This is a genomic window from Kitasatospora sp. NPDC004669 (genome assembly GCF_040609455.1).
GTDB lineage: Bacteria > Actinomycetota > Actinomycetes > Streptomycetales > Streptomycetaceae > Kitasatospora.
In genome coordinates this window covers 69,941-96,224 of record NZ_JBEXKB010000025.1, presented here as the reverse complement: position 1 = coordinate 96,224, position 26,284 = coordinate 69,941, and the positions used below count along the sequence as shown (strand labels likewise).

Here is a 26,284-nt window from a genome sequence, read left to right as displayed (position 1 = left end):
GACCCGGTTTGATGCGTTGGGGTGATTTGCCGGTTCGTACGACCGGATGTCACCTCGGCTGAGCCGGACGGTCGAACTACGCTTCGCAGACAGGGCGCCCGTGCCGGGCCGCCTCCGCCGAGCGCCGGACGCTGACCAGCCGGACGCCGGACGCGGGATGATGTCGGGAGTGGCACGGGTGGCGAGGAAGACGGCGACGATGGACCCCGGCCCCGACACGCCCGCGAGTGCCGTCCCCGGTCTGGAACGGCTGCCGGCCGGGCCCGCGCTGTTCGCCGGGCGCCGCGCCGAACTGGCCGCGCTGCGGGCGGCCGCCACCCGCCGGGTGAGCGGCCGCTGCCCGGTGCTGGTGCTGGCCGGGCGCCCCGGCTCCGGCCGGACCGCGCTCGCCGCCCGCTTCGCCCGGACCGTCGCCGCCGACTACCCGGACGGCGTGCTGTTCGCCCGGCTGTCCGCCCCCGACGGCGGGCGGGTGCCGCCCGGTCGGGCCGCCCGGCTGCTGCTGGAGCAGCTCGACCCGCAGGCCGCCGTGCCGTTGTCGGGCACGGCCGAGGACGGGCGGGACGAGCCCGGCTGCGTGGCACTGCGGGAGGCGCTGGCGGGGCTGCGGGTCCTGCTGGTGCTGGACGACGTGCGGGACGCCGGGCAGGTGTGGCCGCTGCTGGCCGACGAGCCCGGCTGCCTGGTGCTCGCCACCACGGCCGGGCCGCTCACCGGGATCGAGGACATCGACCCGGTGATCCTCGGCGGGCTGGACCGGCAGGCCTCCGGCGAACTGCTGGCCGACCTGGTCGGCGGCACCCGGATCTCCTGCGACCCGGTCGGCGGGGCCGACCTGGCCGAGGCCTGCGCGGCCCGGCCGGCCGCGCTGCGGCTGATGGCGGGGTGGCTGCGCGGCAACCCGAAGACCGCGGTCACGGACGCGGCGCGGGAGCTCAACCTGGTGGTGGCGGAGGAGTCGGCGGCCGCGGGTGCCAAGGGCGGCAAGGCGGGCAAGGCCGGGGAGGCGGCCAGGGCCGCCGCCGAGGCGGTGAAGAAGAAGGAGAGCCCGCAGCAGTCGGCGCAGGACAAGGCCGCGGAGCCGGCCGTCGCGCCCGAGCCGGCCGGCGACCCGTCGACCTGGGTCAAGCCGGAGCCGGAGCCGGCCGAGCCGGTGCCCGTCCCCGACAACGACCCGCTGATCGGGGCGTTCACCCTGATCTACCGCACCCTGTCGTCCGCCCAGGCGCGGATGCTGCGCACCCTCACCCTGGCCCCGGCGCAGACCGCCGACCCGCGCACCGCCTCCGCGCTGGTCGGCTGCCCGGCACCGGAGGCCGCCGCGACGCTGGCCGCGCTGGTCGAACGGGAGCTGCTCGGCGAGGAGGCGCCGGCCGCCGACGGCACCCCGCGCTACCGGGTACCCGGGCGGCTCTACCCGCGGCTGGTCAAGCTGCGCGAGCAGGAGGACCGGTCCGCCGAGACCGAGCTCGCCCGGGCCCGGCTGCTGGAGCGGCTGGTCCGGCTCACCGAGTCGGCCCGCGCCCTGCTCGACCCGGCGGGCGGCCCCGGCCCCGAGCCGCTGCCCGTCGCGCTGCGGCTGCGCTCGGCCGAGCACGCCCGGGACTGGCTGCTCGGCGAGCGGGAGCTGCTGCTCGGCGCGGTGGCCGACGCGATCGGCCAGGGGGACCTGGACGGCTCGGCCGGGCGGCTGGTCACCGCGCTGCTGCGCTCGCTGCCGCTGACCGGCGCCGCCGCCCCCGCCGACCTCTACCGGCTGCACGAGCTGGTGCTCACCGTCGCCGAGCGCAACGGCCGCCCCCGCCGGGCCTCGGCCGCACTGCTCAACCTGGGGGACCTGCAGGTCGCGGCGGGCCGCTGGGAGCGGGCCGCGGCCCACTACCGGGCCGCCCTGGAGCACGCCCGGACGGCCGCGGACGAACCGCTCTGCGCCCGGGCCCTGGAGAGTGCGGCCGGCTGCCACCGGGCGCTCGGCGACGCGGTGCGCGCCGCCGACTGGTACGGGCGGGCGCTCGGCCTGCGGCAGTCGCTGGGGGACCACGCGGCGGAGGCCCGGCTGCTGGCCCGGGTGGCCGAGGCGCACACCGCGCAGCGCCGCTTCGAGGAGGCCGACCGGGAGTACCGGGCGGCGCTCGCGGTGCTGCGCAGGATCGGCGACGAACGGGGCCGGGAGGCCGTCGGGGCGGCCCTCGCCGACCTGCGGGAACGCGTCGAGGCCGGATGGTGAGGGTGGTTTCAGAGGTATTGTCGAAAGTGCCCGATTGTGACGCCTTTGACAGGTAAGTTCCGGCGGAAGCCTACGAACCTGCCAATGTGTTCGGCGAAATTATTCGATTTGGAAGGCTGACAGGCTGCCTGGGCTTCATTACACTCGAACTCAGTCGCGCAGCGATCCCCTGCCCCGGCCTGCCCGGAGGCTTCCCCACGTGCGCGTCGCCCACCGGTCTTCTCCGGTCGGGACCCCCATGGCAAGAGGACGTGTTTAGCCGTGAAGGTCGGCATCCCCCGCGAGGTCAAGAACCACGAGTACCGCGTGGCCATCACGCCCGCCGGCGTGCATGAGCTGGTCCGCAACGGACACGAGGTCTGCATCGAGGACAACGCCGGTCTCGGCTCCTCGATCCCCAACGAGGAGTACGTGGCCGCCGGCGCCACCATCCTCCCCACCGCCGACGAGGTGTGGGCCACCGCCGACCTGCTGCTGAAGGTCAAGGAGCCCATCGCCTCGGAGTACCACCGGCTGCGTAAGGGCCAGACCCTCTTCACGTACCTGCACCTGGCGGCCGACCGGGCCGGGACCGACGCGCTGATCGCCTCGGGCACCACCGCCATCGCGTACGAGACCGTGCAGCTGGGCAACGGCGCGCTGCCGCTGCTCGCCCCGATGTCCGAGGTCGCGGGCCGCCTGGCCCCGCAGGTCGGCTCGTACCACCTGATGCGTCCGGCCGGCGGCCGCGGCGTGCTGCCCGGCGGCGTGCCCGGCACCCACCCGGCCAAGGCCGTCGTCATCGGCGGCGGCGTCTCCGGCTGGCACGCGGCCACCATCGCCATCGGCATGGGCTACGACGTGACCCTGCTCGACCGCGACATCAACAAGCTGCGCGAGGCCGACCGGATCTTCGGCACCAAGATCAAGGCCATCATGTCCAACTCCTTCGAGCTGGAGAAGGCCGTCCTGGACGCCGACCTGGTCATCGGCGCCGTGCTGATCCCGGGCGCCAAGGCCCCGAAGCTGGTCACCAACGAGCTGGTCTCCCGCATGAAGCCGGGTTCCGTGCTGGTCGACATCGCCATCGACCAGGGCGGCTGCTTCGAGGACTCGCACCCGACCACGCACGACGACCCGACCTTCCAGGTCCACAACTCGGTCTTCTACTGCGTGGCCAACATGCCGGGCGCCGTTCCGAACACCTCCACCTACGCGCTGACCAACGCCACCCTGCCGTACGTCATCGAGCTGGCGAACCGCGGGTGGAAGGAGGCGCTGCGTCGCGACGAGGCGCTCGCCAAGGGCCTCAACGTGCACGAGGGTCAGATCACCTTCCCGGCCGTGGCCGAGGCCTTCGGCCTGGAGTCGGTCTCGCTGGAGAGCGTGCTCGCCTGAACTCCCTGACCGCACGGCGGTCGTTCGCCCCCGACCCGATCCGTTCGGGTCGGGGGCTTCGCCGTGCCCGTGAACACTCGGCGGACCCGGTGGGTCGCTCTGTCGTCAATTTCCGTGGGTCGTGTCACCCGCCCGCAGAAACGTTAGGGTCATAGGCCTACTCATCCCTTGACAGCAGCCCGCCCGATAGTCGACACATGGTGCCTACTACCGTGGATTGTGTTGCTGCGAACGCCTTGAACGGCCTAGAGTCGCAAACCGTCGGCATGCTGCCACGCTGACGAATCGACATAGAGTCCTGGATGCCCAAGGAGGTAAGACGACTTGTGAATGAGTCGACAATTGCTCCCGGGGGTGGTCAGCCAGGACTGGCGGAGCTCACCGCCGGCCAGCCGAGTGAGGAGTCCGGGGCCCGGCAGTCCACCGTGGGCTCGGCCGAGGTCGGCTCGGTCGCACTCCGTACCTTCGAAGCACGCCAGAACACAGCACAGGTGACCGCGGTGACCGATCAAGACGCCGACCTGGCGGCCTACGGCCTGGCCTACGGCGAGTTCGCCTACGGCGCCTACGACGACCCGGACGCCGAATACGAGCCGGACCCGGAGTACGCCGCCACGCTGGCCCCCGACGCCGCGCGCCAGCGCCGTGAGCGGGTCGGCCCCACCGGCCGTCCGCTGCCGTACTTCCCGATCCCCGCGCCGGTCGCCGAGCACGGCCCCGCCCAGATCATCGCCATGTGCAACCAGAAGGGCGGCGTCGGCAAGACCACGTCGACCATCAACCTGGGCGCGGCGCTGGCCGAGTACGGCCGCCGGGTGCTGCTCGTCGACTTCGACCCGCAGGGCGCGCTCTCGGTCGGACTGGGCGTCAACCCGATGGAACTCGACGTCACCGTCTACAACCTGCTGATGGAGCGGGGCCTGACGGCCGATGAGGTGCTGCTGAAGACGGCCGTGCCGGGCATGGACCTGCTGCCGTCCAACATCGACCTCTCCGCTGCCGAGGTGCAGCTGGTCAGCGAGGTGGCCCGGGAGTCCGCGCTGGCGCGCGCCCTGAAGCCGCTGCTGCCCGACTACGACTACGTCATCATCGACTGCCAGCCCTCGCTGGGCCTGCTGACGGTCAATGCGCTGACGGCCGCTCACAGCGTGATCGTCCCGCTGGAGTGCGAGTTCTTCGCGCTGCGCGGTGTCGCGCTGCTGACCGAGACCATCGAGAAGGTGTGCGAGCGGCTCAACCCCGAGCTGCGCCTGGACGGCATCCTCGCGACCATGTACGACTCGCGCACCGTGCACAGCCGTGAGGTGCTGGCGCGGGTCGTCGAGGCGTTCGGCGAGCACGTCTTCCACACCGTCATCGGGCGGACCGTGCGCTTCCCGGAGACCACCGTCGCCGGCGAGCCCATCACCACGTACGCGACCAACTCGGTCGGTGCCGCCGCCTACCGCCAGCTCGCCAGGGAGGTGCTCGACCGGTGCCGCCCCGCCGAGTGAGTCTCCCGGGTGCCGACGAGCTGTTCCGGACCACCGGCGGGATGGCGCTGTCGCCGTCCCTCGCGCCGCGTCCGGCCGCCGAGGCATCCAGACCGGAGACCGCGCGGACCGTCAACGGCACGGGCGGTGCCGAGGGCGCCCAGGGTGCCCAGGACGACCGGCAGGTGTCGCAGGAGCAGCAGTCGGCCGCCGCGGTGCCGTCGCCCGCACAGCGGCCCGCCGGGGACCAGGGTGCCGCGACGGCCGGGCAGACCGCGTCCGGCGGCCGAGGCGCCGCAGCCGCCCCGGCGGCCCGTACGCACGCGGGTGCCGCCGAGGAGCAGGCCGGTGCCGCCGGGCGCGCCCGGCCGCGGGGGCGCGCGCCGCGCCGCCCGAGCGGGCGTGAGCGGCACGACGAGAAGATCACCGTGTACGTGTCCGCCGAGGAGCTCATGGACCTCGAGCACACCCGGCTGGTGCTGCGCGGTGAGCACGGCCTGGCCGTGGACCGCGGGCGGATCGTCCGGGAGGCCATCGCGGTCGTCCTGGCGGACCTGGAGCAGCGCGGTGAGGCCTCCATCCTGGTCCGGCGGCTGCGCGGCCGCTAGGGGCCTGCCTCTCGGATCCTTGCCGGGGCCGCGACGCTCCCCCAGCCTTCGGCCGGGAGGTACCCCCAGGGCACGAGCGCACCTGGCCGCGTTGTCGTCGGTCGCCGATGGGCCCAGCCTTCGGGCGGGAGGTGCCCCCACCTCCGCCTTGTGATGCACGCGCCCCAACGCCGCGGCCTGATCCGACGAAGTCCGAGAGACAGGCCCCAGGGGCTGTCCGGGCGGGTGCCGAGGGCCGGCCCGACGGGCGCTGGGCGCCCGGCCGTCGGCCGGGGTCCCGGGCCCCGTCGGGCGGCGTGTCGGTGGCCCCGGGGCGGGGCGGCGGGCGGCGGCGGGTGAAGATGGACCGTCATGCCGAGCACCGTCGAAACACCGGCCAGCGCCGCGAACCCCGCCGGGGACGAGTCCCGGGGCGGCTTCCGGGTGCGGCTGGACAACTTCGAGGGGCCCTTCGACCTGCTGCTCAGCCTGATCGCCAAGCACAAGCTGGACATCACCGAGGTGGCGCTGGCCACGGTGACCGACGAGTTCATGGCGCACATCCGGGCGATGGGGCCGGACTGGGACCTGGACGCGGCGACCGAGTTCCTGGTGGTGGCCGCCACCCTGCTGGACCTCAAGGCCGCCCGGCTGCTGCCGGTGGCCGAGGTCGAGGACGCGGAGGACCTCGCGCTGCTGGAGGCGCGGGACCTGCTGTTCGCGCGGCTGCTGCAGTACCGGGCGTACAAGCGGGCGGCGGCGCTGTTCGGTGAGCGCTGGGCGGCCGAGCTGCTGCGGCGGCCGCGGACCGTCGCTCTGGAGCCCCGGCACGCCGAGCTGCTGCCCGAGGTGGTGATCACCGTCGGGCCGGAGGGGCTCGCGCAGCTGGCCGCCAAGGCGATGGAGCCCAAGCCGAAGCCGGTGGTCTACGTGGACCACATCCACACCCCGCCGGTCAGCGTGCGCGAGCAGGCCGGGCTGGTGGTCGACCTGCTCACCGGGCTGGGCGAGGCATCCTTCCAGCAGCTGGTCGCGGACGCGCCGGACACCCTGGTGGTGGTCGCCCGCTTCCTGGCGCTGCTGGAGCTGTACCGGGAGCGGGTGCTCGCCTTCGAGCAGCCGGAGGCGCTCGGCGAGCTGCGGGTGCGCTGGGTGGCCGAGGAGGGCCGGGGCGCGGTCGAGGTCACGGACGAGTTCGACCGCCCCGCGGGCGAGGCCGCGGAAGAGGCGAAGGAGGACGGGCGGCGATGAGTGCCGGGAACGACGGCGGGCGGCCGGCGCGGCGCCCGCTCGGGCTGCCGGGGCAGCCGCGGGCCGAGGAGTGGCTGGAGCCGGCCTTCGAGCTGCTGCCGGAGCCGGTGGCGGCCCCCGTGGACGCCGAGCCGTGGGTGGGGCACCGGAGGGCGGACCCGTCGACGTCCGGGGTGCCGGAGGAGCCCGCCGGGCCCGGGCTGCGGGCCGAGCTGGAGGCGATCCTGATGGTCGTCGACGAGCCGGTCACCGAGGAGCGGCTGGCCGGGGTGCTGGAGCGGCCCCGGGCCGAGGTGGCCGCGGCGCTGCGCGAGCTGTCCGCCGAGTACGATGCCGCAGGCCGCGGGTTCGACCTGCGGCTGGTGGCCGGCGGCTGGCGGTTCTACAGCCGGGAGAGCTGCGCGCGGGCCGTCGACCGGTTCCTGCTGGACGGCCAGCAGGCCCGGCTGACCCAGGCCGCGTTGGAGACCCTGGCCGTGGTCGCCTACCGGCAACCGGTGTCCAGATCGCGGGTTTCCGCCGTCCGCGGTGTGAACTGTGACGGCGTGATGCGTACCCTGGTACAGCGAGGACTGGTGGAAGAGGCCGGATCCGAGCCCGAAACAGGTGCGATCCTGTATCGGACGACGAACTACTTCCTGGAACGGATGGGGCTCCGCGGCTTGGACGAGCTGCCGGAGCTCGCTCCCTTCCTGCCCGAGGTCGACGACGTGGAAGCGGAGTCCCTGGAGGGCACGATGATCGCGGAGGCGGTCGCCGCCGCTGCCGCACAGGCCGCGGACGGCAGTGGCGAGGCCGACCGGGCAGCGCCCGATCGGTAGGGGGAGGTGAGGTCGGCCGAGACGACCGCACATCCCAGACGGAACGACGTACGGACATTTTGATGCGTAGCAGTGGCAACGGCAGGAACGGCAGCGGCGGCGGCAGCGGTCGCGGCGGACAGGGTGGGGGCCGGGGCGGCTCCTACGGCGGGGGCGGCGGCCGCGGCGGCTCGGGCTCGCGCGGCGGTTCGTACGGCTCCGGTTCGCGCGGCGGGTCGGGCGCGGGCTCGCGCGGCGGCTCGTACGGGCGGGACGACCGGCGCGACGACCGGGGCTACCCGGACCGCCCGCTGCGGCCCGAGGAGCGCAAGTACGACCGCCCCGAGTACGGCGGCGGCCCGAACGCCACCCCGGCCCGCGGCGGCTTCGGCGGCCGGCGCCCCGGTCCGGCCCCGCGTCCGCGCCGTGAGGGCCAGGGCGCCCCGGGCGACCCGCGCCGCCAGCCGCAGCGCTCGCGTGAGCTGCAGGCCAAGATCGAGGACGCCGTCCTCGCCCGGCACGACAAGCCGGCCGTCAAGCTGCCCAAGACCTTCGGCGAGCCCGAGGGCGAGCGCCTGCAGAAGGTGCTGGCCCGGGCCGGCGTCGGCAGCCGCCGCGCCTGCGAGGAGCTGATCGAGCAGGGCCGGGTCGAGGTCAACGGCAAGCTGGTCACCGAGCAGGGCAAGCGGGTCGACCCGGCCAACGACGAGATCAAGGTCGACGGCCTGACCGTCGCCACCCAGTCCTACCTGTTCTTCGCGCTCAACAAGCCGGCCGGCGTGGTCTCCACCATGGAGGACCCGGAGGGCCGCCAGTGCCTCGGCGACTACGTGACCAACCGGGAGACCCGGCTGTTTCACGTCGGCCGCCTGGACACCGAGACCGAGGGCATCATCCTGCTCACCAACCACGGCGAGCTGGCCCACCGCCTCACCCACCCCAAGTACGGCGTGACCAAGACCTACCTGGCCGCCATCCAGGGCCCGATCCCGCGCGACCTGGGCAAGCAGCTGGCCCAGGGCGTCGAGCTGGAGGACGGCTACGCCCGCGCGGACAGCTTCAAGGTGATCTCCAACGTCGGCAAGAACTACCTGGTCGAGGTGACCCTGCACGAGGGCCGCAAGCACATCGTCCGCCGGATGCTGGCCGAGGTCGGCTTCCCGGTCGAGAAGCTGGTGCGCACCCACTTCGGCCCGATCGCGCTCGGCGACCAGAAGTCGGGCTGGCTGCGCCGCCTGACCAACCCGGAGGTCGGCCAGCTGATGCGCGAGGTCGGCCTGTAGGCCACCGGTTTTCCCCGGGTCTTCACCGGTTGTTCGTCGGAGGGTCCCCCGCCCGTGGTGGCGGGGGGCCCTCCCGCGTGTATGTGAGCCAGGACGCAACCGCTGGTCACGGCCTTGTCAGCGTCATGATCCGTGGCAGAGGATGGCCACCGGACCACCGCCCCGCCGTGTGGCGGGACTGCGCCAGGACGGGCGCCGGTGGGGGTGTTCGGGGCGAACAGGGGGAGACGGCGTCGTGTCCGATGCAGTACTGGGACGATCAGCCGGACAGGCGCTCGGGCCGCTGGGACTGGCCGAGCCGGACGGGCAGGTCTACGCGGCGCTGGTGGCCAGTCCGCAGTCCACCGCGGAGGAGCTGGCCGAGAACTGCGGTCTGACGTTCCAGCAGAGCGTGCGCGCGCTGGACCGGCTGGCGCAGCAGGGTATGGCCACCCGCGCGCCGGTGGACCGGGAGCGCTACCTGCCGGTCGCCCCGGACGTGGCGATCGGCACCTTGATCGGCCACCGGGAGTCCGAACTGCGGCACGCCCGGGCCGAGATGCACCGGTTGATGGACGCCTTCCGGGAGGCCTCGCGCTACACCGACCCGGCGCACTCGGTGGAGGTGCTGACCGGCGGCGAGGCGATCGCCCAGCGGCTGGAGCACATCACCGAGACCAGCCAGTACCAGGTCCGCGGCTTCGACCGCCCGCCGTACATCCAGGACCCGGTGGCGCCGATACCGCTGCAGCGGCGGCGGCTGCGGGAGGGGCTGAAGTTCCGGACCATCTACGACCGGGAGGCGGTGGCCTGGCCCGGCCGGCTGGAGCGGAACATCCTGGTCGGCGTCACGGACGGCGAGGAGGCCCGGGTGCGGCCGACCCTGCCGATGAAGATGATCATCTCGGACGACCGGATGGCGATCATCCCGATCAGCGTCGGCGACAGCGTCCTGGACGCCGCGTACGTGATCCACCCCTCGGCTCTGCTGCAGGCGCTGGACACGCTGTTCGAGGCGGAGTGGGAGCGGGCCGTACAGCTGCAGGCCGCGATCGGCACCGGGGAGGCGTCGCTGGAACCGGAGGCCGACCACCGCAAGCTGCTGGGCCTGCTGGCGGCCGGGCTGACCGACGAGTCGATCGCCCGCTCGCTCGGCTGGAGCGCCCGGACCACCCAGCGGCGGCTGCAGAGCCTGATGCGCTCGCTGGGGGCCACCACCCGCTTCCAGGCCGGGATGGCGGCCCGGGAGCGGGGGTGGCTGTGAGCTGTCCTTGTACGGGGCCCTTCTCGTGTGGGCTCAGCTCCAGGGGGTGAGGGCCGCCCAGCGGCCGTCCGGGCCGCGCTCGACCTTCTCCAGGCCGACCACGGCGGAGCGGTTCAGCCGGCCGTAGATGTGCGGGAACAGGATGTCGGGGGTGGCTCCGGGCGGCGGGGCGCCGTGCGGGGCCTCCCACTTGACCATCGGTTCCACCAGCGACTCCTCGATCAGCAGCACCATCAGCGGGTCGGGGGTGTCGGCGAAGAAGGCGTTGGCCACCGCGAGCGCCGTCTGCTCGTCCGCCGAGCAGTGGATGAACCCGTCGGTGAGCAGCGACGCGGCGGCGTACGGGCGGCCGGGGTCGGTCAGCCAGTCGTCCAGGGGAGAGAGGTGGAGGATCATGTTCCTTTTCTACCCGTTTCAGTCCTGAGCGGTCGTCACGAGGGCTCGGGCGTCACAGCCCGGCCACCTTGGCGGACGCCGAGACCTCGTACACCAGGGTGAGGGTGCGGCGGGCGCCGGGGCCGAGCGGCACGTCCCAGCGGACGATGCCCCCGGCGTCGAAGGAGTCCGGCGGCGGGGAGCACTCCTCCTTGCACAGCCGGACCTCGACCGCCGTCACCTCGGAGACCGGCACCCGTTCGCGCACCGTGACCAGCTGCTCGCCCCGCTCCTCCGGGCCGGAGAAGCGGGACAGGTGCAGCCGGACGGTGCGAGTGGTGGTCCGGCGGCCGGTCAGGGTTGCGGTGGCCCGGTGCTCCTCGGCCTCGCGGACCACCCGGTAGCCGTCCGAGCTGCCGAAGGACAGCTCGGCGTCGGCCCCGGCGGCGGTGAAGCGCAGCTCGCCGCGGCCGGTGAAGCCACTGCCCCGGACCAGCTCGACCGGGCCGGCCAGCAGCGGGTGCCCGGCCGCGTTGCGGAACCGGACCACCTGGGTGACCAGCGGCGACAGCTCCGGGGCGCAGGCGTACTCGCGGCCCGCCGGGCCGGTGAAGGCGCCCAGCGGGACCTTGTGGGCCCGGCCGTCGGAGGGGACGGTGGCCGGGGCGGGGGCGGGCAGCACCCGCACCTCGCCGCCGTCGTCCAGGCCCGGGACGGCCGCGGTCGGGCCGAGGGTGCTGATCGCCTCCTCGCGCAGTTCGACCTCGACCGTGCGGCGTTCCTCGTCGGTGCGCTCGCGCAGCATCAGCACGTCCTCGGTGAGCGCGGGCGGGTCGGTGGCGAGGGCGGAGCGGGCGGTGGAGAAGGTGAGCCGGGCGCCCGTCCAGTCCTCGCCGGTGCGCTGCCAGACCACCGCCTCCGACTCCAGGCGCAGGCTGCCGCCGTCCAGGGTGGCGCGGTAGGAGGGGCGCCAGAGCGCGCAGGGCACCAGGTGGCTGACGGTCAGCCCGGCCGGGCCGGGCCGTGCGGCCTCGACGGTGAGCTCCAGGTGGGCCACCAGTTCGGCGGGCTCCTCCTCGGCCTCGTCCAGGGCGATCAGGGCCTGGGACCGCTCCTGGTCCAGGCGGCGCAGCCGGGAGTGGGTGGCGCGCAGCTCCTCGCCGTAGCGCTCGCGTTCGGCGTCCACCCGGTCCAGCTCGCGGGCCCAGCGGGTGCGCTCGATCTCGCCGACGCCGGCGCCCTCGCCGACCTCGCGCAGCAGGTCGGCGGTCAGCTGGGCGAGCAGCGCCAGGCGGGCCTCCAGCCGGGCCCGGGTCTGGTCCGCGAGGCGGGACTCGGCCTCCAGCCCGTGCAGCCGGTGGCGCAGCGCCGAGTCCTGCGGCCCGGGTGGCAGCGGGGCGCGCAGCGTCCAGGTGCGGACCAGCCGGGCCTCCAGCACCCGGGTGCCGGGATCGGCGGTCTCGGCACGCAGGGTGCGGTCCACGGCCAGGGCGGTGAGCGGGCCCAGGCGCAGCCGCTGGACGCCCTCGGCGAGCTCGACAGTCACCGTGCGCTCGATCTGGGCGCGGTCCTCCAGGCAGGTGACGGCGGTGACGGGGAGGGGGGTGTCCTGAGGAGGCGTGTTGGCTCCGGTCATCTGTCAGTTCCTCCGGTTTCCGCCGACGATGGCCTTTCCGGCCGGGATCTTGATCTGGTAGCCGCCGTCCAAATCGGTGCGGCCGCCCGGCGGCAGGTCGACCCGCCAGAGCCGGGTGCTGGGCGGGCACTCCGGCGTCGGGACGGTCGGGGCGTGCCAGTCGGCGCGCTCCTCGATCCGGATCTCGGCGTCGGAGGTGACCGGCACGCGCTCGCGGACCTCCACGGTGACGGCGCGGCCGAGCCGGTTCGCCAGCTGGACGTGCACCCGGTGGTCGAGCACGGTGCTGTTGCCCTTCAGCATGCCCGTGGCGGACTCGCGCAGCTCGGTGCGGCGCGCCACCTCGATGCTCTCGGTGACGCCGATGCCCAGGCGCCGCATGCCGCCGGGGGCGAGGGTGGGCAGGGCGGCGGTGAGCAGGAACTCCTCGTCCACGGTGACCTCGACCGGGCCGGCGAGCACCGCGCGGTCGGTGCGGTTGGCGAGCACCAGGGTCGCGTACACCTTCTCCTCGACGGCCGGGACGGTGACGTACTCCGGGCGGACGGAGAGCGGGATCTCGTCCACCGTGACGGTGTGCCAGGTGCCGTCGGACGGGATGTCGGCGGGGGCGACCGCGTCGAAGCGGTGGTCGAAGGAGCCGGCCGACTCGCGGGGCGGGACGGCGTGGCGGGGGAGGGCGAGGTCGCGGACGCGGCTGCCCTCGCGGCCGCCGGGGAGGAACTGCTGCAGCTCCTCGCGCTCGACCCGCGCGGGGTTCGGGCGCAGGGTGCCGCGCCGGTCGGCGGGGGCGTCGGGGCCGGCCAGGACGAGGTCGGGGTAGTCGAGCAGGGTGGTGTCGGGGGTGAAGCCGGTGCTCGGCGGCGGGGTGCCGCGGCGGCGAAGACGGCTCCGGCGGGCCTCCTCCGGCGGGGCGCCGCCCGGGGCCTGCGGCATCGGTGCGGCGGCGGGGGCCGGCGCGGGGGCGGAGAGCGCGGGCGGGGCGCCGTAGCCGGCGAAGCCCGGCGGCGGGGGCGCGGGCATCGACCGGGCGGGCTCCTGGGCGGGCTCCTGGGGCGGTTCCTGGACGCTCAGCGAGCCGCCGCCGTGCGGGCCGGCGGGCGGTGCTTCGTCCGCGAGGAACTCGGGGCGGGGGCCGGTGGGACGGGCGCCGCCGGGGCGGCCGGGGCGGCCGGTCGTCCGAGCGGCCTTGGCCGCCATGGGGGCCGACACCGGGAGCGGGACGTCGCGCTTGGCGGTGGGGCGGGTGGCGTCGGCCGCGTCGTAGCCGGTGAAGAGGTCGGACAGGCCGGCCGGGGGCTCGCGCCAGCCGGAGGGGGGCGGGGCGGGCTGGCTGCGGCCGATCCGCAGCGAGCTGAGCTTGGGCAGGTCGGTGCGGCGGTCGAGGTCGGCGGTGGACAGGGCGAGCCGGACGCCGGTCCAGTCCTCGCCGGTGTGCTGGGCGACGGCGGCGCGCAGGACGAGGCGGCCGGCGTCGGAGCCGGTGCGGTAGGAGAGGCGGTAGGCGGGCACCCAGCGGGCGGTGGGGACGCCGTATTCCAGCTCCAGCTCCAGCTCCAGGTCTGGGGCCAGGTCGGGGTCCGGGCCGGGGTGTCGGGCGTCGGTTCGGTCTTCGGTGTGCTCGGGCGGGTGCCCGGTGTGCAGGGTGAGCAGGACGGTGGCGGTGGTCCCGACCGGCTCGGTCCGGTCGGCGGTGGACGTCCGCTCCAGTCGGTCGGCGGCCAACCGGCGCTCGTGGTCGGCGAGTTCGATCTCCCGAGTGAGCTGCTCGGCGCGCTCCTGGAGTCGGGCCAGCCGCTCGTCGACGAAGTCGGCGAGCTCCAGCCACGCCTCGGCGGGGGTGCGGCGCAGCGGCTCGTCGGGGCGGCGCTGCGGCGGGACGGCGCGCAGCGCGGCGGTCTCGGCGATTGCGGCCTGGACCAGTCGGTGGCGCTCGTTCAGTGCGCTCTGGCGCTCCATGGCCTCGTCCAACTCACGCCGCAGGGCGGGGAGTTCCTCCGACTCGCGGAGCTCGGCGAGCTGTTCGAGGCGGGCCTCGGTGACCACCGCGCCGGCTGGTCCGGAGAGCACCCGGGCGCGCAGCGAGTTGCCGTCCAGAGAGTCGGGCAGGCCGGTCAGCCGCAGCCGTCCGTCGGGCGGGACCGGGACGGTGGCCCGGCGGCGGCACACCGCGCCCTCGGCGTACACCACGACGGAGTCCAGTACCGACGGGTGGGCCGGTACGGCAGGCGGTTTCGACGGTCCGGTGTGACTGCTGTGCTGATCGTCCATGCGCAACCCCTTCGTTCGCGTCCGGTGTGCCGCATCGCCTCGCGCCGACTTGCCGCGTCGTCCTCCGGGCGGCCAGTCTGCCCCGGTTCGGGGTGGGCGTCGCCGGATTTCCCGGGGCGCGGCGTGTGCACCGTGTGGGACGGGGACGGGGGCGGTGTGGTTGCCGTCGCTGGTGCTGGTGCTGGTGCTGGTGCTGGTGCTGGTGCTGGTGCCGGTGCCGGTGCCGGTGCCGGTGCCGGTGTTGGTGTCGGTGCCGATGTCGGTGCCGGTGGGGCGGGGTCGGGGCGGTTGTCGGGGGCCGGTGGGTGGGAGGATGGGCGCGGGTGCTCCCGGCCGGTCCCGGCACCTGGCGAGAATCGTCGGAGCATCGTCGAACCGTCGAGTCGAGAACCGTGATCGAGGAGAGCCACCCGCCATGCGCACTGCCGTCGTCGTCGGCACCGGACTCATCGGCACCTCCGCCGCCCTGGCCCTGGCCGCGCGCGGGCTGACCGTCCACCTGGAGGACGCCGACCCGGACGCCGCCCGCACCGCCGAGTCGCTCGGCGCGGGCACCATCGAACCGGCCGAGGGCCCGGTGGACTTGGCGATCATCGCCGTTCCGCCCGCGCTGGTCGGCAAGGTGCTGGCCGACTGTCAGCGCCGCAACCTGGCGCGCTGGTACACCGACGTGGCCAGCGTGAAGGCCGGTCCGGGCAGTGAGGTGGCGGCGCTCGGTTGCGACACGGTCCACTACATCGGCAGTCACCCGATGGCCGGCCGCGAGCGCTCCGGCCCGCTGGCCGCCCGCGCCGACCTGTTCGAGGGCCGCCCCTGGGTGCTGACCCCGACCGCCGACACCGACACCGACACGCTCAACGCCGCGCTGGAGCTGGTCGCGCTCTGCGGTGCGATGCCGATCGTGATGGACGCGGCCCAGCACGACCGGGCCGTCGCGCTGGTCTCGCACGCCCCGCAGCTGGTGTCCTCGCTGGTCGCGGCCCGGCTGGAGCACGCCGACGAGACGGCGATAAGGCTCTCCGGCCAAGGCGTGCGCGACGTGACCCGGATCGCCGCCTCCAACCCCGGGATGTGGGTCGACATCCTGTCCGCCAACGCCGACGCGGTCGCGGACGTGCTGGAGGAGGTCGCCTCGGACCTCGGTGAGACCGTCACCGCGCTGCGCGCCCTGGCGGCGGTCGAGGAGGGCGAGCGCCGGGCCGGTGCCCAGGGCATCGAGGCGGTCATGCGGCGCGGCAACTCCGGGCAGGCCCGCATCCCCGGCAAGCACGGCGCGCCGCCCACCCGGTACGAGACGGTCGCGGTGGTGCTCGGCGACCAGCCGGGCGAGCTGGGCCGGCTGTTCGGAGAGGTCGGCGAGGCCGGGGTCAACATCGAGGACGTCGTCATCGAGCACTCGGACGGGAAGCAGGTCGGCTTCGTCCAGCTGGCGGTGGCGCCGACGGCGGTCAAGCGGCTCGCGGTGGCGCTGCGGGCGGGCGGGTGGAGCGTTCGCGACTGACGGTCGTCGGGGGATCGACGCCGGCCCGGGGGGCGGCGAGAGGAACAAGTGTGGGGGTTGGTGTGATCATCGATATTCCGCTCGGGGACGGGCAGGAACCGGGCGACGCGGCGGGACTGGAGGTCGTCGGGAACGACGGCTTCCTGGCGGCGGTGGTCGGCGGGGAGTTCGCCGTCCTCCACCGCAGCACGGGGACGTTGCTGGCGGCCGAGGGAGCGTCGGGACTGCCGGAGGGCGCGCCCGAACCGACCTGGAGCCTGCTGCTACGCGCAGCCCACCAGGCGTTCTGCGGACACCTGCCGCTGAGCCTGTCGCCGGACGTGCTCTGGTACGCGGTGGTGCACGAGGTCGCGGTGCACGTACGGCTGAACGCCGGGGCGTACGAGGGGCTGTTCACCTCGACTCCGGGGCAGAAGCGGACCATCGTGGTCCGGGACGACAGCCTGCTGGACGCCGATCCGGACTGGGCGCGGTCGATCAGGCTGGTGCGGGAGCCGCTGGCGGCGGCGATCGGGCCGGAGCTGGTGGAGCTGTTCCAGCCGACCTTCTCCACCACGACGCCGGACGACGTCTCGGCGGCGCTGGTGGCCCTGATGGACGTGGTCAGCCCGTACTACGAGTTCCTCTGGGTCTCGCTGTGCGGCATCCCGAGGATCCGGCTGGAGGGCACCGCCGAGGACTGGGCGCTGCTGGCCCGGCGGGTCGGGGAGCTGGCGCGGTGGTTCGAGCCGCTCGGGCCGTGGCTCGCGGAGCTGCGGCCGGTCGTGGCGGAGATCGCGGCGACGGCGTCGGGCGGGCCGGTGGACCAGGAGTTCTGGGGCTCGTTCTACAAGTGGCGCTCGGAGTCCGGGGGCCCCTACGTGTCCGGGTGGCTCACCGCCTTCTTCGCGCACACCCAGACCATGTCGGGGCCGCAGGCGCGGACGGACTTCCGCTGGCGGGACGGGCGGACGCGGTTCACCGAGAACGCCTTCCCGTCGCACGTGTCGAAGGTGCCCTTCGACTGGCAGACGCCGGCCGGGACCTCGACGATGGCCTTCGTCGGCGGGGTGCTCGGCATCGAGCGCGACGGGGAGTACGTACGGCCCAGGCTCGGGAACGCGGTGCTGCGGATCCTGCGGGCGGCGCCGGACCCGGCGGCCGAGCAGGCCCGGCTGGCCGCGGAGCAGCTGCCGGAGGGGTGGACGGTCGAGCGGGTGCGGGAGGTGACCGGGGTCGACTTCGCCCGGCTGCTGGAGACGGACCTGGAGGTGGTGCGGCGGCCCGAGGACGGCAGTCAGGCTGCGCTGCGGGCGGTGATCGAGCTCCATCCGCCGCTCTCCCTGATCAGGCTGGACGAGGAGTGGTGGACGGCACTGCTGATCCGCCACCGCGGTGAGGTCTGCCCGGAGTTGCGGCGGGGCCCCGATCTGGAGGCCGCGCTTCGGGGGCTGCACCGCTGGTGGTGAGCGGGGTGGGGGCGGGGTGCCGGTCGGGGTGGGACGGGGCTGGGACCGGGGTGGGACCGGGGTGGGACCGGGGTGGTGATCGCGGGGGATCGGGGTGTGGCGGCGGTCCATTAACCTTGAGGGAGACAAATCCCCGGCCGTCCGCCCGCGCAGGCGTCGGCTTCCATGCTCAGAGAGAGGTTCGCCCCCGTGGACACTGCCGACCGAGCGCACGCCCCGGTCGTCGTCGCCATCGACGGACCCTCCGGCTCCGGCAAGTCGACCGTCTCGCGGGCGGTCGCCGCCCGGCTGGGCCTGAGCTTCCTGGACACCGGCGCCATGTACCGGGCGATGACCTGGTGGATGCTGGCCAACGACGTCGACGTCGACGACGCGGAGGCGGTGGCCGTCGCGTGCGGCAAGCCGGTGATCGTGTCGGGGACTGACGCCGACGGCCCCACCATCACGGTGGACGGCCGGGACGTCTCCGGCCCGATCCGGGGCCCCGAGGTGACGGCGCAGGTCAGCGCCGTGGCCGCGGTGCCGGCGGTGCGCGCCCGGCTGGTGGAGCTGCAGCGCGGCTGCGCCGAGGTCGCCGAGCGCGGCATCGTCGCCGAGGGCCGGGACATGGGGACCGTGGTGTTCCCGGACGCCACCGTCAAGGTCTTCCTGACCGCCTCCGAGCGGGCCCGGGCCGAGCGCCGGGCGGCCGAGCTGCGCGCCAAGGGCGTGGACGAGGCGACCATCACCGCGATGGCCGCCGACCTCGCCCGCCGCGACGCCGCCGACTCCTCGCGCGAGACGGCTCCGCTGACCCAGGCCGCCGACGCGGTGCTGGTGGACACCAGTGAGCTCACCCTGGAGCAGGTGATCGACCGGATCACCGCGCTGGTGGAGGAGCGGGCCGGGCTGTCGTCGGTCTGACCGGTGGTCGAGCCGACCACCGGCTGACCACCGAATGGCGATCCGACCGCTGTGACGATCTGACCACTGAATCTGACCACTGAATGAACCGCGGGCCGTCGAGGTGCCGCGGAGGAAACCATCGCGCTGCCCCGAGCGGGGCAGGTACGCACGGCACGCCCCTGGGAAGGGCCGGGCCGGGAAACGGAACAGACGAACATGACCGCAGAGCACTCCGCCACCGGGCACGGTGAGCTGGACGCCGCCGAGTACGCCGAGTTCATGGCCCTCGCCGCCGAGGAAGGCTTCGACCTCGACGGCTTCGACGGTGTGGACGGCGCCGAGCACGTCCGGCTGCCGGTGCTGGCCGTCGTGGGCCGCCCGAATGTCGGCAAGTCGACCCTGGTGAACCGCATCATCGGCCGCCGTGAGGCCGTCGTCGAGGACAAGCCGGGCGTCACCCGCGACCGGGTCACCTACGAGGCCAGCTGGAACGGCCGTCGCTTCAAGGTGGTCGACACCGGAGGCTGGGAGATCGATGTCCTCGGCATCGACGCCATGGTGGCCGCGCAGGCCGAGCTGGGCATCGAGCAGGCCGACGCGGTGCTGTTCGTCGTCGACGCCACCGTCGGCGCCACCGACACCGACGAGGCCCTGATCAAGATCATCCGCCGGGCGGGCAAGCCGACCGTCCTGTGCGCCAACAAGGTCGACGGCCCGTCCACCGAGGCCGAGGCCGCCTACCTGTGGTCGCTGGGCCTCGGCGAGCCCTACCCCGTGTCGGCCCTCCACGGCCGCGGATCCGGCGACCTGCTGGACGCCGTCATGGACGCGCTGCCCGAGGCCCCGCCGCAGACCTTCGGCGACGCCGCCCCCGGCGGCCCGCGCCGGATCGCGCTGATCGGCCGGCCCAACGTCGGCAAGTCCAGCCTGCTGAACAAGGTCGCCGGCGAGGAGCGCGTCGTCGTCAACGAGCTGGCCGGCACCACCCGTGACCCGGTCGACGAGATGATCGAACTCGGCGGCAAGACCTGGAAGTTCGTGGACACCGCCGGTATCCGCCGCCGGGTCCACCTGACCGCCGGCGCCGACTTCTACGCCTCGCTGCGCACCGCCGCCGCGCTGGAGAAGGCCGAGGTCGCGGTCGTCCTGATCGACGCCAGCGAGACCCTCGCCGAGCAGGACACCCGGATCATCTCGATGGCCGTCGAGGCCGGGCGCGCCGTCGTCATCGCCTACAACAAGTGGGACCAGCTCGACGAGGAGCGCCGCTACTACCTGGAGCGCGAGATCGAGCGCGACCTCGTCCAGGTGCAGTGGGCCCCGCGCGTCAACGTCTCGGCCAAGACCGGCCGGCACATGGAGAAGCTCGTCCCGGCGATCGAGACCGCGCTGGAGGGCTGGGAGACCCGCATCCCGACCGCGCGCCTGAACGCCTTCCTCGGCGAGCTGGTGGCCGCCCACCCGCACCCGATCCGGGGCGGCAAGCAGCCGCGCATCCTGTTCGGCACCCAGGCGGGCATCCGTCCGCCGCGGTTCGTGCTGTTCGCCTCGGGCTTCCTGGAGGCGGGCTACCGGCGCTTCATCGAGCGCCGGCTGCGCGAGGAGTTCGGCTTCGTGGGAACGCCGATCTCGATCTCGGTGCGGGTGCGGGAGAAGCGCAACAAGAAGTAGTGGCGCGACGTAGTACGTCGTTGCCGGAGGGCCGTGGGGCTCCGTCACCGTGGTGGCGGGGCCCTTTCGGTTTTCCGGGTGTCAGTGGTGTTCGCCGGCGCGGCCAGGGGGGAGGGAGAGCATCTGGCGGTGGCGGCCGCCGGTGGACGGGGTGGCGACGAGGCCGGCGGCCGTACCGAGCGTCGGGGACGGGGCCGGAGGCGACGCGGGCACGGCGTGCGCGACCGGGCCGAGGTAGCCGGCCGCTACCCAGCCCTGGCCGTTGGTGAACTGGGCGCCGGGCGGCGCGGCCGGGGCCGTCTGGCCGAGGCCGTCGCTGGTGGGGGCGATGGGCTCCTGGCCGTTCCCCGGGTGGGCGTGCTGCTGCTGGGACGGCACGAACTGGGGGAGGCCGGGCGGCTGGCCCGCGTAGGTGTGGAAGGACTGCTGCTGCTGGGGCGGGTACGCGCGCTGCTCGCCGAGCGGCGGATAGCTGTCGCGGATCGCGAAGCCGGTGAACTTCAGGTCCTCCTCGCCCGTGCGGTCGCCCGGCAGGGCACGGAAGAGCCGTCGGTACTCGGAGTACAGCTCGTCGTAGATCGGGGTTGTCGAGTGCGGGTGCTCCGCGTCGTACGACGGGCGCATGCCCGGGATCGAGCGGGAGGCGGTGGCAGACCGGCCGGCGGGCGCGGAGACGTCGTAGCTGTACACGTAGGGGCCAACGAGTGAGAGGCGGTGGGGATGCGGGGGCGTTCGGCGTACGGGGCGGCCGGTGGGAGCGGGCGCGTGGGGGATGTGGCCCCGCCGTACCGGGGCCGTCGGGTACGGACCGGGCCCCGGACGGTGGCCGCTGCCAAAGGCCGGCAGCGGCCACCGTCCGGCGCTCCGGAGCGGCCGATCAGGTGCCGGCGAGCGGGAGGGAGGCGGCGACCACCTGGCCCAGCGCCACCGCCCGCTCCAGGGCCTGGCGCAGCAGGTCCTCGCGGGGCTGGCGACCGACCATGCCGGCCGGGACGGCGTACATGGTCACCTCGGACAGCTGGCTGGCCGCCATCCGCCAGGCGTCGGTCACCTGGAGCGGCTGGTGGGCCTGCCACCAGCCGGTGCTGCCGCCGGCTGCGGCGGGCTGCAGGATCGCGTGCAGCTTGCCCATGGCGACCAGGACCGACCAGCCGGACAGCTGGTCCGGGGTCTCGTCGAGGTCGCTGACCCGCTGGAAGCCGGCGTCCTGGAGGAGGTCGAGGAACTCGTCCTCGCCGGAGGTGCTGCCGGGGCGGCCCACCGGGCCGGTGGGCTCGACCACCAGCGAGGCGTGGCCCACCTTGCCGTGCAGGACGAGCCCGCAGGTGATGCCGAGGATGGCGGCCTGGCCGGGGACGGTCGGTTGGGTCGGGGAATCGGCCGGTCCGACCGGAGCGGCCGGGGCGGGGACGGTGAGGTTCGGGGCGGCGGCGGGCTGGGTCTGGCTGATGCTGCGGACGGCACCGGCCAGCTGCTCCTCGGCGACCGGGACCACCTGGGAGGGGACGCAGCGGGCGTGGGCGAAGGCGAGGACGGCCGTCTCGTCGCCTACGAACAGCACCGTGCTGGTGGGCTCCGCGTGGGTGTCGCCGGGGGTGCGGCAGGAAGTGCATTCGTAGCTGTCCGGGGCGCGGTCGCCGCCGAGCAGGCGGTCGGCCTCGTCGTCGCCGATCTCGGACCGGACCTCGTCGCTGACGTCGAGCATGCGCGGCACAGGGTCTCCTCGGATGGGTGCGGATGGGGTTCGGGGGCGGACACGGGGAGGTCGCCATGCCCAACGGGCCCTTGTGTCAGGCGTCACGGGTGCCTGACGAGGCTGACGGGAATTGCCCCGGATCCGACCGCGCCGCGTGTTCTCCTGGTCGCAATCTGTCGATGTCGGTATCGGGGCTGCCGGAACGAAGCCGTGAGGTGAGTCACGCCGCCTTGCGGTTTGATCAAGGAATCAATGGTCAAATTAGACATTTCGGGCAAAGATGTGTGGCTATTACCGCCGGTAACCCTTTGCTGAGCTGGGCAGACCGGTCGAGTTTTGGTTTCCCCGCCGACTGGCTCGTAGCTTCTTGGGCGGCGCAACGAGCGCCACCCGGGTTCACCCCCGACGCATAGCCCCCTGGTTCCCGCCGGGCAGGGCAGGTGCCCGCCGACGCGATCGCTCGAACAGGTCGCCGGTGAGCGGCTGGGTGGCCAGGGCGGCAGCGGCACGTCCGACACGTGCACGGCCGCCCGACGGACGCGGCAAGCAATCGCGGCCCTCTCCAGGGCCTGGTTCCGCATGCCCGCCCGGGGCTGTCGAGAGGAACCCCATGACTTTCCGTAACGAGAACGCCGCTTCCACCACCTTCACCGCCACCAAGCGCAACCGCGTGCGGATGGCTGTCGTGGCGGGCGCCGCTGTCGCGGCCCTGCCGGTGGCCGGCCTCGTCACGGCCACCTCGGCCTCCGCCGCCCCGGTCTCCACCTGGGACGCTGTCGCCCAGTGCGAGAGCGGCGGCAACTGGGCCATCAACACCGGCAACGGTTACTACGGCGGTCTGCAGTTCACCTCCAGCACCTGGGCCGCCTACGGCGGCACCGCCTACGCCGCGCAGGCCAACCAGGCCACCAAGGCGCAGCAGATCGCCGTCGCCGAGAAGGTCCTCGCCTCGCAGGGCCCGGGCGCCTGGCCGGTGTGCTCCGTCAAGGCGGGTCTGACCAAGGGTGGCGCCCCGGCCGCCGTCGACACCTCGGCGGGTTCCGGTGCCGCTGCCGCCAAGCCGGCGCAGACCCCGGCGCCGAAGGCGGCCGCTCCCAAGGCCGCCGCTCCCAAGGCCGAGGCCGCGCCGAAGGCCGCCGCCGCCAAGACCGACGTCGCTCCCAAGGCTGACACCGCGCCGAAGAAGGACGCCGCCAAGTCCTGGACCGGCTCCAACGACGCCAAGCCGGCCAAGGGCAGCTACACCGTCAAGTCCGGTGACACCCTGAGCGCCATCGCCGCCGCGCAGGGCCTGGACTGGCACGACCTGTACAAGAACAACGCCAAGGTCATCGGTGGCAACCCCGACCTGATCCTCCCGGGCCAGACCCTGAGCATCTGAGGTATCAGCCTCTCAGCCTCTTGGCCTCTCGGGCTTCTCGGCGACTTGGGTCGCTTGGGCTCTGCCGCTCGGGCTGTGACGGCCGCTCCTTCGCTGTTCGGGGGAGCGGCCGTCGGCGTTCTCGGCGTTCTCGGCGCGTCGGAGCCGGTGGGGGTGGGGGTGGGGGGGCTGTCTAGGGTCGGCCGCCGTGCCGGATCCGTGTGACGATCGCATTGGCCGTGCCGGGGGCGGGTCGGTCGCTGTCCGGGTGGGTCGCTGTCCGGGGGGCGGGGGCCGGGTGGTGGCGTGCGGGTGGTGCGGGAGGATGGTGGGGTGATCCAGGGCGAGCTGTTCGGTGACCTGCCTGCGGGCTCCACCGCCCGGGAGCGTTCGGAGCCCGCGCCCGGGGCCGTCCTGCTGCCCGGCTGGCTGGGCCTCGACGAGCAGCTGCGCCTGATCGCCGCCTGCCGGGAGTGGGCGCGACCGCCCGCCGGGCTGCACGCCGTGCGGATGCCGACGGGCGGGGCGATGTCGGTGCGGATGGTCAGCCTCGGCTGGCACTGGTATCCGTACGGGTACGCGCGGGTCGCCGAGGACGGCGCGCCGGTCAAGGCGTTCCCGCCGTTGCTCGCGGACCTGGCCCGGCGGGCGGTGGCGGACGCGTACGGGGAGCGGGCCGCGGAGATCGCGGGTGCGGTGGCGTACGAGCCGGACATCGCGATTGTCAACCACTACCCGCACGGTGCGAAGATGGGCCTCCACCAGGACCGCGACGAGCGGACGGACGCGCCGGTGGTCTCGCTGTCGCTCGGCGACAGCTGTGTGTTCCGGCTCGGGAACACCGAGACCAGGACCCGGCCGTGGACGGACCTGGAGCTGTGCAGCGGGGACCTACTGGTGTTCGGCGGGCCGAGCCGGTTCGCGTACCACGGGGTGGTGCGGACGGTGCCGGGGTCGGCGGATCCGGCGCTGGGACTGGTGGGGCGGCTCAACATCACCGTGCGGGAGTCGGGATTGGTGGGGTAGACGGCGGGTGGGCGGGGCCGGTGGTTCGGCGGCTCTGGTGCGGTTGCGGCTCCGTTGCGGCTCCGGGAACGCGTCAGCCGGGCGCTTGATCGATTGCTCGTTCGAGTGAATTGGTGGCTCGGGCTCGGTGAGCGGGAATGACCTGGGTCGCCGGAGAATTCGAGTGAGCTGGAGAATCAATCGAAGCCCTGAGAGGGAGCGTGCGCGTGGGTACCCCCGTCGACGACCTTGTGGATCTGCTCGACCTGGAGCAGATCGAGCTGAACATCTTCCGGGGCCGCAGCCCCGAGGAGGCGCTGCAGCGCACCTTCGGCGGCCAGGTCGCCGGCCAGGCGCTGGTCGCGGCGGGGCGGACGGTGGAGGGTGAGCGCCCCGTCCACTCGCTGCACGCGTACTTCCTGCGCCCCGGGGTGCCCGGCGTGCCGATCGTCTACCAGGTCGACCGGATCCGCGACGGCCGATCCTTCACCACCCGCCGGGTACTCGCCATCCAGGGTGGCCGGTCGATCTTCGCGCTCACCGCCGACTTCCACAGACCCGAGGAGGGTGGCATCGAGCACCAGTACCCGATGCCGGAGGTCCCCGCCCCCGAGGAACTGCCCAGCGCCCTGGAGGAGGTCGGCTCCCGGCTCGGCGAACTGCCCCCCTTCATCAGCCGCCGCCAGCCCTTCGACATCCGCTACGTCGACCGGCTGCGCTGGAGCAAGGACGAACTGGAGGGCGTCGAGGCGCGCAGCGGCGTGTGGCTGCGCACCAACGGCCCGCTGCCGGACGACCCGCTGATCCACGTCTGCGCCCTCACCTACGCCAGCGACATGACGCTGCTGGACGCTGTCCGCGCCCCCGTCGAGCCGCTGTGGGGCACCCGGCACTTCGACATGGCCTCGCTCGACCACGCGATGTGGTTCCACCAGCCGTTCCGGGCCGACGAGTGGCTGCTCTACCAGCAGGAGTCCCCGATAGCCCACGGCGCCCGTGGCCTCGCGCGCGGGCAGATATACGACCGGAACGGGCAGCTGGTGGTATCGGTGGTGCAAGAGGGCCTGTTCCGGCCGCTGAAGGGCTGAGCTGCTCGTGTGTTGCCGCCGTACCGCCGCCGCATTGCCGTCCCTTGCGACTTCCTTGCGGTCTCCTTGCGGTATCGGCGGCTCCCCCGGAACGGGGAATGATCCGTCCGGGCGAGCAGTGTTGTGGAGGATGACCGAAACGGACGGCTCGAACGGCGGGCCGTCCACGGACCGGACCGGGAGGGTTGACCGATGACTGCGACGGCGGCGGAGGACTGGAAGCACTGGAGCGACAGGCGGGCGGCATCGGTGAGCGCGCTGCACGGCCAGCTCGCACTCACCGGCACGCACTGGTTGGAGCCCGAGCCGACCGAGGTCCCGGGCCTGCCCGGACGATGGTGGGCCGACACCGAGGGCGTCCGGGTACGGGCCGCGGCGGCCGACGGCATCACCGTCGAGGGCGCCGACAGGCCGGTGGACGGCGAGGTGCTGTTGCGCCCGGACACCGACCCGGCCGCCGACACCGCCGTTCTCGGCGACCTACTGCTGGTCCCGATCGAGCGCGAGGGGGAGCTCGCCCTGCGGGTCTTCGACCCTGCCGCGCCCGGCCGGGCCGCCTTCATGGGGATCTCCGCCTACCCCTACGCGCCCGAATGGGCCGTACCCGCCGTCTACACCCCCTTCGACGACGCGGCGCAGTCGGTCGTGGTCCCGAACGCGGACGGCAAGGACCGCCCGTTGGCCGTCACCGGGAAGATCGAGTTCACGGTGGCCGGGGAGCACCGCACGCTGACCGTCAGCCTCGCCGGCGAGCGCCTCAGCGGCGTCATCGCGGACGCCACCAGTGGCGTCGACACCTACCGCTTCCGCTTCATCACCCTGCCGGCGCCGGACGACCAGGGCCGTACCGTCCTGGACTTCAACCGGGCCTACCTGCCGCCCTGCGCCTTCGCGGACCACTTCATCTGCCCGTTCCCCCCGCCGGGCAACCGGCTGGACTTCGCGGTGGAGGCGGGGGAGAAGCAGGTGCTGACGGGGTAGTCCGGCAGGGCGGCGGGGCCGGCCGTGGTGTCGGCCCCGGTGCGGAGCGCGTGAGGGGCGGGGCGGAGCATGGGGATCGTGTCGACCAATCATCCTGCCAATTCAGCCGCCGATCCCGCCCCGCCGT

Annotated in this window: 21 protein-coding genes; 16 read left to right on the top strand and 5 right to left on the bottom strand. The window is 73.9% G+C overall.

All coding sequences use genetic code 11. The features are described 5' to 3' along the window. Nucleotides 1-178 precede the first annotated feature (178 nt). The 8 genes from ABZW30_RS21900 (at nucleotide 179) to ABZW30_RS21865 (ending at nucleotide 10,240) form a co-directional block, all read left to right on the top strand. Complete coding sequence (locus ABZW30_RS21900; protein WP_355672814.1) at nucleotides 179-2,227, top strand: AAA family ATPase; 2,049 nt, start codon at nucleotides 179-181, stop codon at nucleotides 2,225-2,227. Nucleotides 2,228-2,488: 261 nt separating this feature from the next. Continuing rightward, nucleotides 2,489-3,604, top strand: coding sequence for an alanine dehydrogenase (ald, locus tag ABZW30_RS21895; protein ID WP_355672813.1), 1,116 nt, complete (start codon nucleotides 2,489-2,491; stop codon nucleotides 3,602-3,604). Between the two features lie 326 nt (nucleotides 3,605-3,930). Then, the gene (locus tag ABZW30_RS21890) at nucleotides 3,931-5,097 is read left to right on the top strand and encodes a ParA family protein (protein WP_355672812.1); all 1,167 of its coding nucleotides are present in this window, start codon (nucleotides 3,931-3,933) and stop codon (nucleotides 5,095-5,097) included. Next, nucleotides 5,094-5,684: a hypothetical protein gene (locus tag ABZW30_RS21885; RefSeq protein WP_355672811.1), complete on the top strand. Its 591-nt coding sequence runs from the start codon at nucleotides 5,094-5,096 to the stop codon at nucleotides 5,682-5,684. Before ABZW30_RS21890 ends, ABZW30_RS21885 begins: the two co-directional genes overlap by 4 nt. Nucleotides 5,685-6,035: 351 nt before the next feature. Further along, nucleotides 6,036-6,914, top strand: a complete 879-nt coding sequence (locus ABZW30_RS21880) for a segregation/condensation protein A (RefSeq protein ID WP_355672810.1) — start codon at nucleotides 6,036-6,038, stop codon at nucleotides 6,912-6,914. Between the two features lie 227 nt (nucleotides 6,915-7,141). Next, nucleotides 7,142-7,735 (top strand): SMC-Scp complex subunit ScpB, encoded by a 594-nt coding sequence (locus ABZW30_RS21875; RefSeq protein ID WP_355672829.1) that lies wholly within the window; start codon nucleotides 7,142-7,144, stop codon nucleotides 7,733-7,735. A 62-nt stretch (nucleotides 7,736-7,797) separates the two neighbouring features. Next, nucleotides 7,798-8,997 carry a pseudouridine synthase gene (locus tag ABZW30_RS21870; protein ID WP_355672809.1) on the top strand — a complete coding sequence of 400 codons (1,200 nt, stop codon included), beginning with the start codon at nucleotides 7,798-7,800 and terminating at the stop codon, nucleotides 8,995-8,997. Nucleotides 8,998-9,232: 235 nt separating this feature from the next. Continuing rightward, nucleotides 9,233-10,240, top strand: coding sequence for a helix-turn-helix domain-containing protein (locus ABZW30_RS21865; protein WP_355672808.1), 1,008 nt, complete (start codon nucleotides 9,233-9,235; stop codon nucleotides 10,238-10,240). A 33-nt stretch (nucleotides 10,241-10,273) separates the two neighbouring features. On the opposite strand, the gene ABZW30_RS21860 is transcribed toward ABZW30_RS21865, so the two are convergent. From ABZW30_RS21860 to ABZW30_RS21850, 3 genes are read right to left on the bottom strand one after another with little or no spacing between them, the layout of a single operon-like run. Beyond that, the gene (locus ABZW30_RS21860) at nucleotides 10,274-10,636 is read right to left on the bottom strand and encodes a DUF952 domain-containing protein (RefSeq protein WP_355672807.1); all 363 of its coding nucleotides are present in this window, start codon (nucleotides 10,634-10,636) and stop codon (nucleotides 10,274-10,276) included. A gap of 52 nt (nucleotides 10,637-10,688) precedes the next feature. Further along, the gene (locus tag ABZW30_RS21855; protein ID WP_355672806.1) at nucleotides 10,689-12,251 is read right to left on the bottom strand and encodes a mucoidy inhibitor MuiA family protein; all 1,563 of its coding nucleotides are present in this window, start codon (nucleotides 12,249-12,251) and stop codon (nucleotides 10,689-10,691) included. A 3-nt stretch (nucleotides 12,252-12,254) separates the two neighbouring features. After that, entirely contained in the window at nucleotides 12,255-14,522 is a 2,268-nt protein-coding gene (locus ABZW30_RS21850) for a DUF4139 domain-containing protein (protein ID WP_355672805.1), read from the bottom strand. 415 nt (nucleotides 14,523-14,937) lie between these two features. Between ABZW30_RS21850 and ABZW30_RS21845 the strand changes: the two genes are divergently transcribed. The 4 genes from ABZW30_RS21845 (at nucleotide 14,938) to der (ending at nucleotide 20,027) form a co-directional block, all read left to right on the top strand. After that, entirely contained in the window at nucleotides 14,938-16,023 is a 1,086-nt protein-coding gene (locus ABZW30_RS21845) for a prephenate dehydrogenase (RefSeq protein WP_355672804.1), read from the top strand. A gap of 62 nt (nucleotides 16,024-16,085) precedes the next feature. Next, nucleotides 16,086-17,471 carry a DUF4419 domain-containing protein gene (locus tag ABZW30_RS21840; protein ID WP_355672803.1) on the top strand — a complete coding sequence of 462 codons (1,386 nt, stop codon included), beginning with the start codon at nucleotides 16,086-16,088 and terminating at the stop codon, nucleotides 17,469-17,471. A gap of 189 nt (nucleotides 17,472-17,660) precedes the next feature. Then, nucleotides 17,661-18,374, top strand: coding sequence for a (d)CMP kinase (gene cmk / locus ABZW30_RS21835; RefSeq protein ID WP_355672802.1), 714 nt, complete (start codon nucleotides 17,661-17,663; stop codon nucleotides 18,372-18,374). Between the two features lie 198 nt (nucleotides 18,375-18,572). Beyond that, nucleotides 18,573-20,027 (top strand): ribosome biogenesis GTPase Der, encoded by a 1,455-nt coding sequence (gene der, locus ABZW30_RS21830; protein ID WP_355672801.1) that lies wholly within the window; start codon nucleotides 18,573-18,575, stop codon nucleotides 20,025-20,027. Between the two features lie 81 nt (nucleotides 20,028-20,108). On the opposite strand, the gene ABZW30_RS21825 is transcribed toward der, so the two are convergent. Together ABZW30_RS21825 and ABZW30_RS21820 are read right to left on the bottom strand one after the other, a co-directional pair. Beyond that, nucleotides 20,109-20,717, bottom strand: a complete 609-nt coding sequence (locus ABZW30_RS21825) for a hypothetical protein (protein WP_355672835.1) — start codon at nucleotides 20,715-20,717, stop codon at nucleotides 20,109-20,111. A 187-nt stretch (nucleotides 20,718-20,904) separates the two neighbouring features. Beyond that, a complete protein-coding gene (locus tag ABZW30_RS21820; protein WP_355672800.1) occupies nucleotides 20,905-21,741 on the bottom strand; it encodes a hypothetical protein in 837 nt (278 codons plus the stop codon). Between the two features lie 592 nt (nucleotides 21,742-22,333). Between ABZW30_RS21820 and ABZW30_RS21815 the strand changes: the two genes are divergently transcribed. From ABZW30_RS21815 to ABZW30_RS21800, 4 genes are all read left to right on the top strand, one after another. Next, complete coding sequence (locus tag ABZW30_RS21815; RefSeq protein WP_355672799.1) at nucleotides 22,334-23,104, top strand: transglycosylase family protein; 771 nt, start codon at nucleotides 22,334-22,336, stop codon at nucleotides 23,102-23,104. A gap of 312 nt (nucleotides 23,105-23,416) precedes the next feature. Beyond that, a complete protein-coding gene (locus ABZW30_RS21810) occupies nucleotides 23,417-24,109 on the top strand; it encodes an alpha-ketoglutarate-dependent dioxygenase AlkB (protein ID WP_355672798.1) in 693 nt (230 codons plus the stop codon). 206 nt (nucleotides 24,110-24,315) lie between these two features. Beyond that, on the top strand, nucleotides 24,316-25,176 hold the full coding sequence (locus ABZW30_RS21805; protein WP_355672797.1) for an acyl-CoA thioesterase II: 861 nt from the start codon (nucleotides 24,316-24,318) through the stop codon (nucleotides 25,174-25,176). Between the two features lie 192 nt (nucleotides 25,177-25,368). After that, nucleotides 25,369-26,157 (top strand): DUF1684 domain-containing protein, encoded by a 789-nt coding sequence (locus tag ABZW30_RS21800; RefSeq protein WP_355672796.1) that lies wholly within the window; start codon nucleotides 25,369-25,371, stop codon nucleotides 26,155-26,157. Nucleotides 26,158-26,284 lie beyond the last annotated feature (127 nt).